Source organism: Halorubrum sp. CBA1125, from assembly GCF_009742825.1.
Lineage (GTDB): Archaea > Halobacteriota > Halobacteria > Halobacteriales > Haloferacaceae > Halorubrum.
In genome coordinates this window covers 27,257-42,958 of the sequence record NZ_WPCE01000006.1, presented here as the reverse complement: position 1 = coordinate 42,958, position 15,702 = coordinate 27,257, and the positions used below count along the sequence as shown (strand labels likewise).

Genomic DNA, 15,702 nt, shown 5'->3' with positions numbered 1-15,702 from the left:
CTGGACATCCTCCACGAGGAGCGCTCGAAGAACCTCAAGCTCAGCTCCGTCGGCAACCCCAACATGCCCGTCCCGAACGCGGTCGCCGCGCTCCCCGGGATGGACCGCGTCACGACGAAGATGATGGAGAAAAAAATCGAGGACAACGATACGGCTTCCATCGAGGAGCTACTCGAGACGAGCCTCGACATGGGCGTGGAGTTCCAGGCCTGCCAGATGACGATCGACCTGATGGACTACGACGAGGACGACTTCTACGACGGCATCACCACCGGCGTCGGCGCAGCCACCGCCCTCCAGGATATGGCCGACGCCGACATCCAGCTGCTCGTCTAACCACCGATAATCGAACTCAAAGACCCAATTACCCACACCATCGATGCCGTCGCCGAAGCAGAAAACGCCGAGGCGGTCGAACGCGAGCCGCCATTAGCAGAGGTCATCGATCCAGACGCGCTCGAAACGTTGGTCGAGGATTCGACAGCGTCTGAGCTCGAGGATACCTTATCGTGAGTACGTTCACGGCACGATCGAGGAGATCCCCCCGACCTAATCGGATCGTATCGCATCGAACCGGGCCGTCCAAACGTCTCACGTTCCGTGACGTACTGTCGCCGGGACTCGGACTACTCGTCGGACCGGGACGCCAAGACGATCAATGCGGTGCTTTCCTCAACGGCACGCGGAGCAATCTCTTGGTCGCCGTCGAAGCGGGCAATGTCGCCTACTGACAGCTCGTGTGTCTCGTCACCAAGGTCCAACTCGATCGTTCCCTTGATGAGATAAAATACGATCTCGCGGTCGGGATGCGAGTGAGGTGCTACTTCGCCACCCGCATCAAGGGTGAGTCTGATCGTCTTCGGTTCCTTGTCGGGGAAGACGTTGGCGTGGGGTTGTCCGTCCAGTTCGTTGAGGGTGTGTATCGTCGTCATGTGTTGGTCGGAGCGAACTCGCCAGTTCGGAGTCCCCGACGGACCGGTTCGTGTTCGGCATCGGTCGGCGGTGGAGCGGTGACGAGCAGCGCTTCGAGCCGCACATCGTCGTCGGCCTTGATACCGCGATCGGTGTCCGCCTCGACGGTCACGACATCTCCCGGTGCGACACGGTGTTCCTCGTCACCGTCGCGGACGAGGCCGGTGCCGGAACGGACGTCGATCAGCACGTCACTGGACGGCGCGTGAACCGGGATGAACTGACCCGGTTCGAAGTAGCCGCAGACGACTTTCATCCGTTCGCTTCGGAACACTTCAACTGTTGCGAACTTCTCGTCGTCGTACGTCCGTTCCGCATCGAAATCGATGGCAGTCATATTGAGTCACCCAGTCGACAGGTTCCGCAGTCGTTCGTTCGGACAGCGAGTAGCTCGGTGACGGCCCATGATTCGACTGTTTGAATTACTTTAGGTAGGCCTAAACTCATGCGTTTCAGTATGTAGCAGACATTCACAATAGCGTTTGGACGAACATGTTCAGATCAGATCGGCTCGGTCGACCAACTAGTCACTTCCACCTTCGTCGTCGGGCGACAGAACCCTGAACGGTCGCATCATGTCGTGGTCCTCGTGCTCGATCATGTGACAGTGCCACATGTAATCACCCGTCTGATCGGAGAATAACCCCTCGTACTCTCCGAAGTGCGCGATCACGTGCACCACGTCGCCCGGGTCGACAGTGACCACGTCGTTCCACCCGAATTCGTACGACTCGGGCCCGTCAAGCGCGTCCAGATCGACCTCGTCTTCGGAGGGATCGTAATCGGCGGCCGACTGTCGGCCCAACACCTGAAAGTGAACGAGGTGGAGATGCATCGGGTGGGACATCCCCGTGAAGTTAGCGAGACTCCAGATCTCGGTGTCTCCGAGCGTTGGAGTCTCGGTGACCGGGTCCGTGAGTTCGAATCCGGTCTTCTCGTTGCGAGTCCCGAGCGCAAAGAGCGGGCGACCGTACTCGTCTGTTTGCCGGGCGAGCGTGAGGTATCGTTCGGTGTCGACGGACTCCGTCGGAATCTCGGGGACTTGGGTCAATTCGTCTGGGAGTTGCGTCGACTCCACTTCGCTTTCCGCGGCGGCCACGTCGATGAGCATAACCTCCGGAAGGGGTTCGGCGTCGTCCGGCCCGATCCCGCTCGTCCCGCGATACTTTGCCGGAGCATCGTTATGCAGGAGCAGGGTCTCGCCCGCGTACTCGCTGAAGTCGACGACGACATCCGCCCGTTGACTCGATCCGAGTTCGAGGCGGTCGGCGGTCTCGACCGGCTCCGAGAGGAGACCACCGTCGTTACCGATCTGGACGAACGGTGGCCCCGCATCGCCCGTGTCGCCTGCTTCCTCGTCGTATTCGAGCAACTTGAGGTTGTAGTATCGGCTGTTGGCTCCGTTGAGCAAGCGGAACCGGTACTGTTCGGGATCGACAGACAATCGGGGCCACGCCTTCCCGTTGACCGTCGACGTGTCACCGTAGAACTGCGGAACGATGCTCGGGTCGGGGCGTGAGTCGTCATCATCTTCCTGTGTCGCCGGGACGTCCGTTGGGTAGTACAGCGAGCCGTCCTCGTTGAAACTCCGATCCTGCAACACGAGCGGGATTTCGTTGTCACCCGTCGGGAGGTCGAGCTCCCGCTCGTGATCGCTCCGGAGCAGATAGAACCCCGCGAGGCCGGCGTAGACGTTCAGCCGCGTGATGCCAAGCGAATGGTCGTGGTACCAGAGGGTCGCCGGCGGCTGGTCGTTCGCATAGTAGTAGTCCTTCTTCTCGAAGTCGGGGCCCGTCTGCTCGAAGTTGCGGGTGAACCACGCCTGCGGTTTCCCGTCGCTTTCGTGTTCGACGTTGCCACCGTGGAGGTGCGGTACGACGCGGGTGCCCGGCTCGTCGTACGGGATGATGTCGCCGTGGATCGTCGGATCCTCTGGGAGCAGATGCTCGTCCGGCAGGTGATTCTGCCACCGAACATAGATTGGTTCGCCCTGCTCGGCTTCGATCGTCGGACCGGGAAACTGGCCGCCGTAGCCCCACAGGGTCGTCGGCGGGAGGTCACGGTGGAGCTTTTGTTCAATCTCGGCCATCTCCACCTCGTAGTGGGGCTGGCCATCCTTCGTTCCGCTCGGTTCGATAACGCCCGGACGGGGCACCTCGTCGACCCACCGTTCGAGATCCGGTGACGTATGGGTCGCGTCGGATGCTCCTTCGGTGTCTTCCAGCTCTTCTGCAGCTACCGGGGCGCCGATACTCTTCCCGGAACAGCCCGCGAACGCCGCGGTACCGGTGAGACCCACGGCCGCGAGAAATCTCCGCCGCGTAACATCGCTTCGGGATTGTTCAGCCTTGTCACCCATCACGTACTCGCTAGCCAGTTCATGCAAATAGGAGGCCGGGCAAACCCCATCTGGTGGGGAGTAGTCCGAACATGTTTGCCGACAAAGCCGAGGTCGCAGAATCAAAAGTCCTCCCTCGACATCTGCTTCGACGGATATCCTCTCTTTTCGACCCTACCAACCCAAAACGCCAGACGAGATACTGAAAAAACACGACACGGCGAAATATCGGCACCTACTCGTCAGTCTTCGGGTCGTACACATCCGGGTTCGGTTCGCCCTCGACGTCAACGACCGCGAGTGCTCCGCGCCGGCCCGCCCGGGAGAGCGCGTGATCGACGATCTTGATCGGGCCTGGAACTACGAGGTCCATCTCGCCGACGGTCGCCGTGCCCGGTGTGACCGGCGTCGTCTCGACGTACCGTGCGGGCGGCGAGACGAGGTCACCGTCGCGGTACAGCCGCGACCAGACGTTCCCGATCGGATGCCACGAGCTGGACTGATTCGGGCCGCCGTTGACGAAGAACACGCGGACGGTTTCGCCGACCGCGGCACCGATCGCGCCGAGACGGTCCTTCGTGAAGCCGTGGTGTTCGCCGTTGAACACGACGTAGGTCGGGGCCTCGTCGAGCATCGACCCGTGGTCGAAGGCGTGGTGACCCTTCTCACCGAGGTCACCCTTGGTGTACAGTTCGTGCTGACCGAGATAGATCTCGCGGTCGACCGCTGGCAGCCCCCCCTCGGGCTCGACGAGGATCGCGCCGAACATCCCGGAACTGACGTGGTGGTCCATCGCGGGCACCGCACAGTGGTAGGTGAACAGTCCAGGGAACTCGGCGCGGAATCTCAGTTCCGCCACGTCGTCGCCGGGCACGAGCGTCGTGTCGACGGCGCCGCCGCCGGGCCCGTACACCGCGTGGAAGTCAACGTTGTGGATGTCGTTGTTGTCGTCGGCCGGCACCTCGAACCGGAGGTTCACAGTGTCGCCCCGCCGGACGCGAATCATCGGCCCTGGGACCCGCCCCTCGAAGGTCATGTACTTGAACGTGACACCGGGTTCGATCTCCGCGACGAGCTCCTTCGTCCGGAGCGTTACGTCGTGTTCGCGCGGCTCGTCCCAGTCGACCGGCGCCGGTACGTCGGTCGGGTCGGCCGCGATCCGGTCCACGTCGACGCCGCGTGCGGGGTCCAGCTCTGGGGCTACGTCCGGGGTCGCTTCGGTGTCGGAAGTCGGCTCCGCGTTCACGGGTGCGCCAATACAGCCAGCAACGGCGCCGACCGCTCCAATCCCGAGAGCTGTAACCATCTTCCGTCTGCTGAGGTCTTGTGACATGATACGTCCCTACTTCGTCCGAGGTGTTCTGATGATATATACAATATATACTGTTCCCTAATATCGAGATAAAAATGTCCTTCTCCCCGGTATAGGGGGTATTAAATACCTACGTAATCCGATACGACAGAACTCACTCGGAGCCGTCGATATTGAGTTGGTGTCCGCGAACGCATCCATATTGGGACGAAGACGAACACACCACGACTACTCGCAATCGCTGTCAAAACGGATCTCTGGAGAGAGGTCGAACAGTCGTGCGACGGTGCAGACAGTCGTTTGCTCATCCCGGGAGCTTCGTTTCAGCGCCAATTCGGGGGCTAGCGTTAGCCGCCAAGCGAGGGAATCTCCAAGCTGTCGGACAGTGCGCCGCTGCTCGTCGGTAAGGTCACCGCAGGCCTCGAGTTTGGAGAGGGCTTCCTCGACCTCACGCCGTTCGATCCGCGCCGACCGGCGGTGAAGTCGTCTCCAAACCCAGTCGGGGTCGATCTCGGTATCGGTAGCGTCGTCACGACAGTTCGACTGCCGTTCCGTGTTGGGACGTTCGGGAGCCATCATGGAATACAGAGTGACGTTGGAAAGAGGGATATTCAAACGTGATCGGCGACCTGTCCGCCGTACATGTACCGTTCCGTTCTATTCGTTTGTTGTATTCACAGCCTCAAGCAGTTCCTCGTAGTCGGGCTCGTTCGTGGGATCATCTGCAACCCACCGATACGTTACCGTGCCTGCCTCATCGAGTAGGAACACCGCCCGGTTCGCGATCCCGTACAGTCCGAGCTCTTCGATGTCAATCTCGAGGTCGTATTTCTGGATCACATCACCACTCATGTCGCTAACGAGATCAAATTCGATCCCGTGTTCGTCGCGGAAAGCGCCCTGTGAGAACGGTGAATCGGCGCTCACGCCGAAGACCGTCGCTCCGGCGTCCTGGAACGCCCCAAGATTGTCTTGAAGCGCGACCATCTCGTTGGTACATGGCGGCGTGAACGCACCTGGGAAAAACGCGAGTACGATCGGTCCGTCACCCAAGTGATCTGCTAATTCGAACGATTCGTGATCGCTCGTTCCACGCGTTGCGGTAAACAGCGGTGCAGTATCTGAAAGTGCAACCATCAGGTTAGCTATCCAGCTCTCCAAAGGATAAGGTTCACACGAACATGTTCGGTAAAGTCGAGTCTTCTCGGGTAGCGGTTCAGAATCTGATACACCGGGAATCGACAGATATCGGAGAGTCAGTTCATTCGTGTCGAATCTCGAGATACCATACATCGGAGCCGCCAGACATCGTCTCATACTGAAAATCGCGTTCTTCGAGGACCTGATACAACGGCTCTGGCTCGAAGCTATTGAGTAACAGTAGCGTCTCGTCGTCGGGAAGCGCCTCGAGTTCGGCCATGATGTCTCCGAACGGTTCGCCATCGATCCCTCGGATGTCTAGGCGTCGACCGGTCTCGTTTCGCTCGGTGGCCAGATCTGTTCAAGAGTCGACGAGAGGGTGCGTGTTCCCCCGAACGTATCCGGAAGAACCGTTGATGAGGTTTAACACCCGGTTTCTGTGAACGGGCACTGTTCGATTCCGGTTGGTGGAGTCGCAGAGCACGGGTTCGACATCTCATCGACGAGTACTTGCAGGCGTTCGATCGCCTCGTCCGGAAGAGCGTATCCGATTCGGTAGCCCACTTCGAGGGACATGTCAAATCCCGTTCGACGGCGAAAGAACGTTCGGACGGCACACTGGCGCGTTTCCAATTCCAGCGCAATCTCTCTCCCCCGATTGGTGAGGACAACCCCGGCCTGCTTCTCGTATCGAAGGAGTCCAGCCGCGGCGAGTCGCTCGAACATTTCTGTCACGCTTGACGGCGCGACGTCGAGACGATCGCTCACCTCCCCGGTCCGAACCCGATCGTCGCGGTCAATACCGACCCGTCCGATAGTGACGAGATACAGCCCCCTGTGCCGATCAACGCAGACGGTGGGCCGTGTGCAGCCGCAGACATCCGCCTGGGAGTGGTCGATAGCCATCACCGTACGTTCGACACGATCAGGACATGAGGGTACCTCCGAATATGTTCCCGTCTATCGTCGGCTTCAATACACCCGGTCATGACAGCGGCGAGGAGTTAGAAAGATAGTGAGTCGCAGAGAGTTCCAGATCGTCGCGCCGAATATGTTCGGCGGAAGGAACGCGAGGGGCGAACGTGAATCATACGTATGTATCTGCCACGGCTCACGACGCTTTTGATCTGGTCAGTCGTGGGGACATACCTGCTCGTTGCGCTTGGAGCGACCGCTGCGACGGACACCGGCTCCGTAGTCGTCGTGGTCCACCACGCCTCCGCCGTGGCTGTCGGTGTTTTGCTCACCGTTACGGCTCTGCTTGCCCACCGAACGGCGGCCTCGCGTAGTGTCCGTGTCGGAACGCTCGCGGTGTTGATCACGTACTTGGCACAAGCCGGTGTCGGGCTCGCGGGCCAAACTGACGTCGTGCCGTTCGACGGCGGGCTCCACCTGCTGGGCGGGATCGCAGTGTTTACCGTCCTCCTCGTGACGCTCGTGATCAGAGTAGAGACGGTCGCGGGGGGATCAGTCGACGACAGCTCTCCGAACGGTCCAAGCAACCGCGTGACGCCGAACGTGTCTGATGGAGACACTCTTACCCAAGTAGCCGAAACCGATACGACTCGGTTCCGCGACCGGGTTCGGGCGTATCTCGAGTTGACTAAGCCTCGATTGATGTGGTTGTTGTGCCTGCTGGCGCTGGCAGGGATGGGACTGGCCGTCGCGGCCGGCGCCGAACTCGACGGCGTGACGGTCGTCGCGACTCTCGGCGGCGGCGTTCTCGCGATCGGCGCAGCAGGGACGTTCAACCACGTGTACGAACGGGATCGCGACCGCAAGATGCGACGGACCGCTGACCGACCGATCGCGACCGATCGGGTCGGTGTTCGACGCGCGACTGGCTTCGGCATCGTGCTCGTCGTCGCCTCAATGGCGGTGATGGTTGCGTTCGCTAACGTATTCACGGCCGCGCTCACGGCGGCAGCGATCGTCTATTACGCGTACGTCTACACGGTCCTTCTGAAGCCGACTACGCGGTGGAACACCGTGATCGGCGGAGGATCCGGGGCGTTACCCGCGCTGATCGGATATGCTGCGGTGACAGGGACCGTTAGCCTCCCCGCAATTCTGCTTGCGATCGTCGTCTGCTGTTGGACCCCGGCGCATTTCTACAACCTCGCGATCGCCCACCGGGAGGACTACGCCCGCGCCGACTACCCGATGCTGCCCGTCGTCGCCGGTGTGCGGACCGCCCGCCAGCGGATTCTTGCTTGGCTCGGAGTCACCCTGATCGCCGCGGTTCTGTTGGGAGCCGCTACCGATCTCGGTATCCTCTACACGCTCACCACCACGGTGCTCGGAGCGGTGTTCGTTCGAAGCGTGGTCCGACAGTACGACGTCGATCCACGGGGATCCGAAGACGAACGGGCTGCCGCCTACCGAAGCTTCCACGCCTCGAACGCCTACCTCGGGACCGTACTCGTGGCGATCCTCGTCGAAACGCTCGTGTTGTAGCCAGCGATCGCCGGACCGTCGGCGGACCCGCCGATCCGAACTGCCGACCCCGGATCCCCCTCCCCGCTCACGCCTCGTGTTCTCACGATCCGAAACGGCCGTCGAACATGTGCGTGATAACTTCCACCACGAGCGTGTCTGTACCCTTCTATGTGAGCGATCGATGAGTAACGAACCGACACACGACGACGGCAATATCCCGGCGATGCAACGCCTCTATAACCGTATCTGGCTGTTAGCCGTGGCCGCGATGGTCTTCTTCCTCGTGGCCTACGTCGGCTGGGGGCTGCTCGACCTCCTCTCGTTGTCCGTGAGGTGACTTCTGCATGAGTAATCCGCTCGAGGACCCCGACGACGATTGGTGGAATTCCCCGGTAAACCGTCGTGAGAGCATCTGGCTGGGAATTGCAGGTGCGTGGTCGCTCGGCATCTTCACGTGGATGGCAGGGTTCACCCAGTTCGGCGATCAGAATCCGATCGGCACGACCTACGATGTCGATCCAGATCGGTATCAGGAACGCGTCGGCGAGTATAAGGACGCAGCCGAAGAGACCGAAGACGGACTGGTCCCGCCCAACGACGACGTGTACGTCGGCGCGATGCGGTTCAACTGGGACGGACTCCCGGCCGTCCTCGAAGCGGGACGCGAGTACGACATCCACCTCGGTGCCTACGACGTCCAACACGGCTTCTCGGTCAGGCCCGAGGAGAACCTGAACAAGCAGATCAATCTCCAAGTGTTTCCGGGCTCCGAGTGGGTGATCCCGATGACCTTCGACGAACCGGGCACCTACCACGTCGTCTGCAACGAGTTCTGCGGACAGGGACACCGAACGATGCACGGCCGCTTCACCGTGGTGGAGGGGTAGTATGTCGGCGATCGCCTCTCTGTTCCGGAACGACTACGGCGCGGACGGCTTCCGCACGTGCTCGGTGACCGGCCTCGACATCCACCGATCCGTGGAGAACTACGTGAAGCTGTTCGGGCTGACCGCGGTGATCGCGCTCGCGGTCGGCGGGAGCTTCGCCTTCTCCGTCGCGATGACGCGCTGGGAGTTCGTCGGTCTGCTCGACCCGAGCAGCTACTACACGCACCTGAGCATGCACGCGTGGAACCTGCTCATCTTCTGGATGGTGTTCATGGAGATCGCCGTCCTCTACGTCGGCGGCCCGATGGTGCTCGGCCGGAAGCTCCCGCTTCGGCGGCTCGCGACTGTCGGGTGGATCACCATGGTCGCCGGGGCGATCGGCGTGAACGCATCCATCTGGCTGTCCGAGGCGCCCAACGAGGCGCCGCTTCTGACGGCGTACGTCCCGCTTCCCGTCACGCCGTGGTTCTACGGAACGGCGATCGTCTTTCTGATCGGAGCCACGATCGCCGCGGTGCCGTTCTTCGCGACGATCTGGTCGGAGACCCGCGATAGCCGGCGAACGCTCCCGCTCGTCGCGTTCGGCGCGTTCGTCACCGGGATTATCGCCGTCGAAGCGATCCTCGGCGGGATCGCCGCGTTCGCGTACGCGCTCGCCTGGCGTGTCGACCTCATCGCCTCGGTAGATCCGGGGATCTACCGGCAGCTCTACTGGATCGTCGGCCACGGAACTCAGCAGATCAACCTGCTTGCGATGATCACGGTGTGGTATTTCCTCACCCACGTCGTTGGCGGCGCGGTGGTAATCTCCGAGAAGGTCTCTCGGACCGCGTTCATACTCTACCTCTTTTTCATCAATCTCGGAGCGGCCCACCACCTCCTCGTCGATCCCGGTGTCTCTGCCGGCTGGCGGATCTGGAACACCTCCTACGCCTTCTACGGCGCGGCCTTCGCGAGCATGATTCACGCGTTCGCGATCCCGGCGGGGATCGAGGCCGGTCGTCGCCGTCGAGGACAGGGCGGCGGGCTCTTCGGCTGGCTCACCTCTGCGCCGTGGAAGAATCCCGTTTTCGCTGCGACGATTTTTAGCATTATCCTCTTCGGCTTTCTCGGCGGGATCACCGGCGTCGTGATGGGGCAGATACAGGTGAACATGACCTGGCACAATACCCTCGCGACGGTGGGACACTTCCACGCCACCGTCGCGCTCGGGACGACGCTCGCGTTCTTCGGGCTCGTCCTCTTCGTGATTAAAACGATGTTTCGGCGGGACTTCGTCTCGGACACGCTGGCGACCGCGATCCCGTACGCCTACGGGGGCGCGATGAGCGTCGCCACGCTGATGTTGATGTACGCCGGAATCCTCTACGGCGTGCCGCGCCGGACCGCCGAAGTGGTCCGGAACATCCCCGGCTCGGAGTTCAGCTTCTCGGCCGCGATCCCGATCTTCATGATCTTCGGGGTCTTCGCGCTGCTGGCGACTCTCTCCGGGGTCCTGTTCGTTGTCGTTTCGGTCGGCTCGCTGCTGTTCGGCGGGCGGCTCCCCGACGGTGACGACGGCGGAATGCTACCCGAGGGGGGACTCCACGCAGACGGCGGAGAGCCCGTCCACGCGGTGGAGCTCCGCGGAACCTTCGCGCTCTGTCTGATCTTCCTCGGCGTCTTCGTCGCCGTCTACGTGTTGAACTGGTATCTGCTGACCCAGCTGTGGGCGATCGGTGCGTAGCCGCCGACCGCCCGGACTACTGACCGACCGACTGTGCGACATCCAACGAATGACTGACACCTCCCGAACTACTCCTCGGACACGATTCGGTGGTATCGTTCGCCAGGCCTGGCGTGACTTCCTGAGCGTGTACTACGCCAACACGCCGGTCTGGCGCTGGCTCAAGAGCGGGGCGCTCGTCTTCCTCGGGCTCTTTCTGTGGATGGGCGGGAACGTCCTGTTGGCCTACTGGATAGACGCGACCGCGCTGCGGTACGCGACCGCCTACGGCTTCGTCCTGATCGCGTGGGGACCGCTCACCCACCTGGTCGTCGTGCCGGCCGTGATTCGGCTGCGTCGTACCGCCGAGAATCCCGTCGTGCGGCGGATCGTCCGCCACGGATCGAAGATCAACTTCACGACGTTCCTTGTGATCGTCGCGGTCGTGGGGACGGTCGGGCCCGGCGTGATGTTGCTCGACTTCTCGTCGGGCTTTGGAACCGACGGCAGCGACGTGACCGCAGACCTCGTCTGTGAGACAGACGGCGACCCGATCACCTGCGAGCTCGAGACCGCAGCGGGTGTCGACCACGTCGTACTCCTCTCCGGAGGCGAAGAGATAGATCGGAGTGACGAGCCGCCGTACGCGGTTTCAGCGCCGCGTGATTCACTCTCCGAGGGGCCGTCCGGGGCGCAGTTCGTGATCGAACTTCGGGATTCGAACGGCGAGACCCTCCGTCGATTCATTCGGATCGTCTGACGCGGCTGTTGGGATAACCCATCACTCTGGACGGGGCGGTCACGTTTCAGTCTCGGAGCACCGATCGCGTCGAGTTCGTCACGACGATACCGCTGCTGGCGGCCATGGCCAGCGCAGCAAAGAATGGGTTGAGCGCCCCCGCAACCGCGAGCGGGATGGCCACCGCGTTGTAACACAGCGCCCAGGCCACGTTCTCCCGAATGCGCCGTCGCGTCCCTGCCGCGAGGTCGAATACCGTCTCGACTGCACGGAGATCCTCGTCGGTGATCACGACATCCGCGGCCTCGACGGCGCGAGCCGTCCCGTCGCCCATCGCGATACCGAGGTCGGCCGCCGCGAGCGCCGGCGCGTCGTTGGTCCCGTCGCCAACCATTACGGTGGGCCCGGCAGACGCGAACCCGCGGAGCGCCTCGAGCTTTCCGTTCGGCGGCACGCCCGCGAAGACCTCGTCCACCGCGGAATGATCCCGGAATCGATCGGCCCGAGGACCTTCGTCGCCGGTCAGGACGACCACCTCTCGATCGGCGAACGCCTCCAGCGTCGCCGTCCAGCCCGTTCGTTCGCGGTCCTCGACGGCGATCATCCCGCGGGCCGCACCGTTCCAGCCCACGACGACCGGCAGCGCGCCCCGGCCCGTGATGGCTTCGATGTGCTCCTGCAGTTCTTCGGGGACCGGACCACACTCCCGTTCGACGAGCTCGGCGGTCCCCACGACGACGCGTGTTCCACCCGGTCGAGGACCGGATCTGTCGGGATCGTCATCAGCGAGCGTCCCCGAGACCCCCGATCCGGGGTGGTGGGTGAACGATTCGACCGTCGGCGCCTCAGTGGCGTGGACGTTGGCCGGCCGGTCGCCGGTAGCCGCCTCCCGAATCGCATCCGCGACTGGGTGATCGGCGCGGCGTTCGACCGCGGCGGCGCGCCGGAGCGTCCGGTCGTCGCCGTACGTCGCGCTGACGCGCATCTCCCCGGCGGTGAGCGTTCCCGTTTTATCGAACACGACCGTCTCAGCTTCCTGGGCGACCTCGAACACCGAGGCGTCCGTGACGACCACGCCGCGATCGAGCGCGTCGCGCAGCCCGCCGGAGACGGCGAGCGGCGTCGCGAGTCCCATCGCGCACGGACACGAGACGACGAGAACGGTCAGCCCGGCGAGCATCGCAGCGGCGACCGTTCTGCCGGTCGCAAGTTGCCAGCCAGCGACGAGCAGCCCGAGTGTGAGCACGACCGGTACGAAGACGGTCGCGAGCCTATCGACGAACCGCTGGATCCCCGGCGTGGCGGTCTGGACCTCCCAGAGTGCGGCGGCGAGGCGATCCGCGGTGCTCTCCGCGTCCTCGCCGACCCGTATCACGATCGCACCGGCCGGCCCGTTCCCCTCGGCTTCCCCCTGGTCGGTTCGACCGACATCGCCGAGTAGGGTCGCACCGCCGATTACGGTCTCGCCGGGTCGCTTTCGCACGGGGAGCGACTCTCCGGTGATCACGGACTCGTCGACGTCGGCGGCCCCCTCGATAACGGTGCCGTCGATCGGCACGTGTTCCCCCGGTGTGACTCGAACGCGGTCGCCCGGATCGAGGTCCCCGATCGGGACGGTCTCGAAGCCGGTTTCGGTGATCCGCGTGGCCGTTTCGACGCGAGCGGCCGTGACGGTCTCGAGGAGGTCAGTCGCCTGCGATCGGACTCGTCGCTCGTAGTGCCGGCCGAGCGAGACGACCATCACGACGGCGACGGTGACGTCGTAGTACAGATGCGTGCCGCCGGTCGCGAGCGCGAGGGTACTGTACGCGTACGCTGACAGCGCGGCGACCGCGACGAGGAGGTCCATGTTCGGCCGGCGTGCTCGAACGCTTACGTACGCGCCTCGGAGGAGCGGCGCGCCCGTGTACGCCAACAGAACGGTCGTGAGGAGCGCGATGAACGCCAGCGGAAGGTACCACCCGACCGCCGTGGTCGTATCGATTGTGAGGACGTTCGTCTCCACGCCGAGATACCTCGGGTACAGCGAGAGGACGTACCACGGCATGATCAGCATCGCGAGGAAGCCGCCGACGACGAGTCGCTCGACCGACCGATCGTTCTGTGAGGACGTGCGGGTATCACCGGCGGCCGCACCGTTGTCTGCCGATGTCTCGTCTCGAAGTCGGAGCGTGTAGCCGTAACCGGAGAGCGCCTCCGGGAGGGCTGTCCGTTGGATCTCCCCCGGGTCGTAGACGACGCGGGCGGTCTCGGTGCCGTAGTTCGCTTCCACGGCGTGGATTCCGGCTTGGTCGTCACCGCGTAGTCCGAGGAACGCCTCGCAGGTCGTACAGTGCATCCCGTCGACCGCCAGATAGGCCTCGGTGGCTCCCGACGGAAGTGCCGTCTCAGTTGCCGATCCGCCGCTTTCGGTCGTCGCATCTCCCAACGGCCCTGAGTCTGTCCCGACCCCGCCCGCATCCTTCACGTGATCCAAGTCGTCGAGGCGACGGGCCACCTCCAAGCAGCCGCGACAGCAGAACTCCCCATCGATATCGGCAGTCCTGATAGGTGAGTCCGAAGTCGGGAGATCACAGAGACGGCAATCAGCCATCGATCGTGATCGTCCGGCGACCCGGGAGTCGCTATCCGCGAACGTGTTCGGGTACGGACGTCGCGTCCTGTTGAGTCACGTTCGCTCTGGTACCCAGACGAGCCGAGGTAGTGGTCACTTCCATCCGAATACGAGGAGGACCACAGTGGGGAGAAGGGGAACATCTTCGGTGGTACTGTCAGGTGCGAAGAGAACGTAGCCAGCCCCATGGGCGCCATCCCAGGCAATATCGAGACGGACCAACAGCCCCCGATGACGGTCCCGTTACGACACTTTGTCGTCGGGCTTGCCTTCCTCGTCGCGGGAGTCGGACTCGGGATTGGCTTACATCTGAACGCCGTTCCCGGACTGGGCCGGCTCGCTCATGTCCATCTCCTGTTAGCCGGCTGGATCTGTATCACGATCATGGGTGCGATGACGCAGTTCGTGCCCGTCTGGTCGGGAGCGATCCTCCACTCGCGGCGGCTCGCGAATCTGCAGTTGGGGCTGGTCGTCGCCGGTCTCTCGGGATTCGTCGTCGCGTTTCTCTTAGTCGAGACGGCGTGGCTGATCCCGTTCGCGGCGCTCATGCTCGTCGGCTTCTGGGCCTTCGCGTACAACATCATCCGAACGCTCGGCACGGTCGAGGAGTACGACGTCACCGAACGGCACTTCCTCGGTGCGCTCGGCTTCTTCCTTCTGTTGACCGTTCTCGGCGTCCTCCTCGCGGTCGATTTCACGGTTCCGACGTTCTCGCGGATCGGCGTCAGCCGGTCCGGGGTGGTTGGAGCCCACGCGACCCTCGCGGTCTTCGGTGCCGTACTCACGACGATGTACGGAGCGCTGTACCAGCTCGGGACGATGTTCACACAGACGGAACTACACGGGATCGACCACCGTCTTCGTTCGATCGAGGAGATCGCACATCCCACCGGCGTGGTCGTGCTCGCGTTTGGACGACTCGTGGCTCACGCCCCCGCCTCGAGGGTCGGTGGTCTGTTGATCCTGTTCGCCGCGTCGGCGTTCTGTCTCATCCTGGCACGCAAACTGTACGAGATGCAGGTCGAACGGACTCCGATGCACACGCGGTACATCGTGGCGGTCGGCGCACTCGCGCTGTGGATCGCCGTCTCAGTGCCCGCGTGGATATCTGACCCGTTGACGCGCGATCATCTGCTCGGCGCGGCGAACGCCGGCCATCTGCTGTTGTTGGGAGCGATCGGGTTCGTCGTCGTGGGGACGCTCTATCACATCATTCCCTTCGTTATCTGGGTCAACCGGTACAGCGATCTGCTAGGATTAGAGGACGTCCCGATGATCGACGACCTCTACGGCGACCGGATCGCCGCGATCGACGGGGTACTCCTCGGGGGCGGAAGCGCACTGATCGTGGGCGCGAACCTACTGGAAGTCACCGGAACGCCGGCGCTCCTCGGCGGGGTACTCGTGGGCGTCGGCGTCGTGGCGTTCGTGTCGAACATGGTCCTCGTGTTGGTCCGTCACAGCCCTCACTCGATCGATCGGATCGTGTTGGGGTCGTTCTCGCCGCTTCGAGTACACGGCTCCGACGAGACGGTCAAGGAGTGAGGATAGATCGA

16 protein-coding genes are annotated in these 15,702 nt (G+C 62.9%); 7 read left to right on the top strand and 9 right to left on the bottom strand.

Features of this window, described 5'->3' with window-relative positions; genetic code table 11:
• Both GJ633_RS01765 and GJ633_RS18400 read left to right on the top strand, forming a co-directional pair.
• A partial coding sequence (locus tag GJ633_RS01765) for a DsrE/DsrF/DrsH-like family protein (protein ID WP_197431179.1) occupies positions 1 to 336 on the top strand: 336 nt, incomplete at its 5' end.
• A 6-nt stretch (positions 337 to 342) separates the two neighbouring features.
• The gene (locus GJ633_RS18400; RefSeq protein ID WP_394351111.1) at positions 343 to 513 is read left to right on the top strand and encodes a HalOD1 output domain-containing protein; all 171 of its coding nucleotides are present in this window, start codon (positions 343 to 345) and stop codon (positions 511 to 513) included.
• A 113-nt stretch (positions 514 to 626) separates the two neighbouring features.
• Here GJ633_RS18400 and GJ633_RS01760 read toward each other — a convergent pair whose 3' ends face one another.
• The 8 genes from GJ633_RS01760 to GJ633_RS01725 form a co-directional block, all read right to left on the bottom strand.
• Positions 627 to 932, bottom strand: a complete 306-nt coding sequence (locus GJ633_RS01760; protein ID WP_156586660.1) for a cupin domain-containing protein — start codon at positions 930 to 932, stop codon at positions 627 to 629.
• Entirely contained in the window at positions 929 to 1,309 is a 381-nt protein-coding gene (locus GJ633_RS01755; protein ID WP_156586658.1) for a cupin domain-containing protein, read from the bottom strand. Before GJ633_RS01755 ends, GJ633_RS01760 begins: the two co-directional genes overlap by 4 nt.
• A 186-nt stretch (positions 1,310 to 1,495) precedes the next feature.
• Entirely contained in the window at positions 1,496 to 3,331 is a 1,836-nt protein-coding gene (locus GJ633_RS01750; RefSeq protein WP_156586656.1) for a multicopper oxidase family protein, read from the bottom strand.
• Between the two features lie 214 nt (positions 3,332 to 3,545).
• Positions 3,546 to 4,643: a copper-containing nitrite reductase gene (nirK, locus tag GJ633_RS01745; RefSeq protein ID WP_156586654.1), complete on the bottom strand. Its 1,098-nt coding sequence runs from the start codon at positions 4,641 to 4,643 to the stop codon at positions 3,546 to 3,548.
• Positions 4,644 to 4,850: 207 nt separating this feature from the next.
• The gene (locus GJ633_RS01740) at positions 4,851 to 5,201 is read right to left on the bottom strand and encodes a glutamyl-tRNA reductase (RefSeq protein ID WP_231741188.1); all 351 of its coding nucleotides are present in this window, start codon (positions 5,199 to 5,201) and stop codon (positions 4,851 to 4,853) included.
• Between the two features lie 78 nt (positions 5,202 to 5,279).
• The gene (locus GJ633_RS01735; protein ID WP_156586650.1) at positions 5,280 to 5,759 is read right to left on the bottom strand and encodes a redoxin domain-containing protein; all 480 of its coding nucleotides are present in this window, start codon (positions 5,757 to 5,759) and stop codon (positions 5,280 to 5,282) included.
• A 124-nt stretch (positions 5,760 to 5,883) separates the two neighbouring features.
• A complete protein-coding gene (locus tag GJ633_RS01730) occupies positions 5,884 to 6,117 on the bottom strand; it encodes a DUF2249 domain-containing protein (protein ID WP_156586648.1) in 234 nt (77 codons plus the stop codon).
• Between the two features lie 68 nt (positions 6,118 to 6,185).
• On the bottom strand, positions 6,186 to 6,668 hold the full coding sequence (locus GJ633_RS01725; RefSeq protein ID WP_156586646.1) for a metal-dependent transcriptional regulator: 483 nt from the start codon (positions 6,666 to 6,668) through the stop codon (positions 6,186 to 6,188).
• 189 nt (positions 6,669 to 6,857) lie between these two features.
• Between GJ633_RS01725 and GJ633_RS01720 the strand changes: the two genes are divergently transcribed.
• The 4 genes from GJ633_RS01720 to GJ633_RS01705 all read left to right on the top strand — a co-directional run bounded on the left by GJ633_RS01720 (position 6,858) and on the right by GJ633_RS01705 (position 11,553).
• Positions 6,858 to 8,219 carry a heme o synthase gene (locus GJ633_RS01720; RefSeq protein WP_156586644.1) on the top strand — a complete coding sequence of 454 codons (1,362 nt, stop codon included), beginning with the start codon at positions 6,858 to 6,860 and terminating at the stop codon, positions 8,217 to 8,219.
• A 326-nt stretch (positions 8,220 to 8,545) separates the two neighbouring features.
• Positions 8,546 to 9,088, top strand: coding sequence for a cytochrome C oxidase subunit II (locus GJ633_RS01715; protein ID WP_156586642.1), 543 nt, complete (start codon positions 8,546 to 8,548; stop codon positions 9,086 to 9,088).
• Position 9,089: 1 nt separating this feature from the next.
• Complete coding sequence (locus tag GJ633_RS01710) at positions 9,090 to 10,814, top strand: cbb3-type cytochrome c oxidase subunit I (RefSeq protein ID WP_156586640.1); 1,725 nt, start codon at positions 9,090 to 9,092, stop codon at positions 10,812 to 10,814.
• Positions 10,815 to 10,941: 127 nt separating this feature from the next.
• Entirely contained in the window at positions 10,942 to 11,553 is a 612-nt protein-coding gene (locus GJ633_RS01705; protein WP_197431178.1) for a hypothetical protein, read from the top strand.
• Positions 11,554 to 11,599: 46 nt separating this feature from the next.
• Here the strand turns inward: GJ633_RS01705 and GJ633_RS01700 are convergent, their stop codons facing one another.
• A complete protein-coding gene (locus GJ633_RS01700; protein ID WP_156586636.1) occupies positions 11,600 to 14,125 on the bottom strand; it encodes a cation-translocating P-type ATPase in 2,526 nt (841 codons plus the stop codon).
• A 207-nt stretch (positions 14,126 to 14,332) separates the two neighbouring features.
• Here GJ633_RS01700 and GJ633_RS01695 point away from each other — a divergent pair, with 207 nt between their 5' ends.
• Entirely contained in the window at positions 14,333 to 15,691 is a 1,359-nt protein-coding gene (locus GJ633_RS01695; RefSeq protein WP_156586634.1) for a hypothetical protein, read from the top strand.
• Positions 15,692 to 15,702 lie beyond the last annotated feature (11 nt).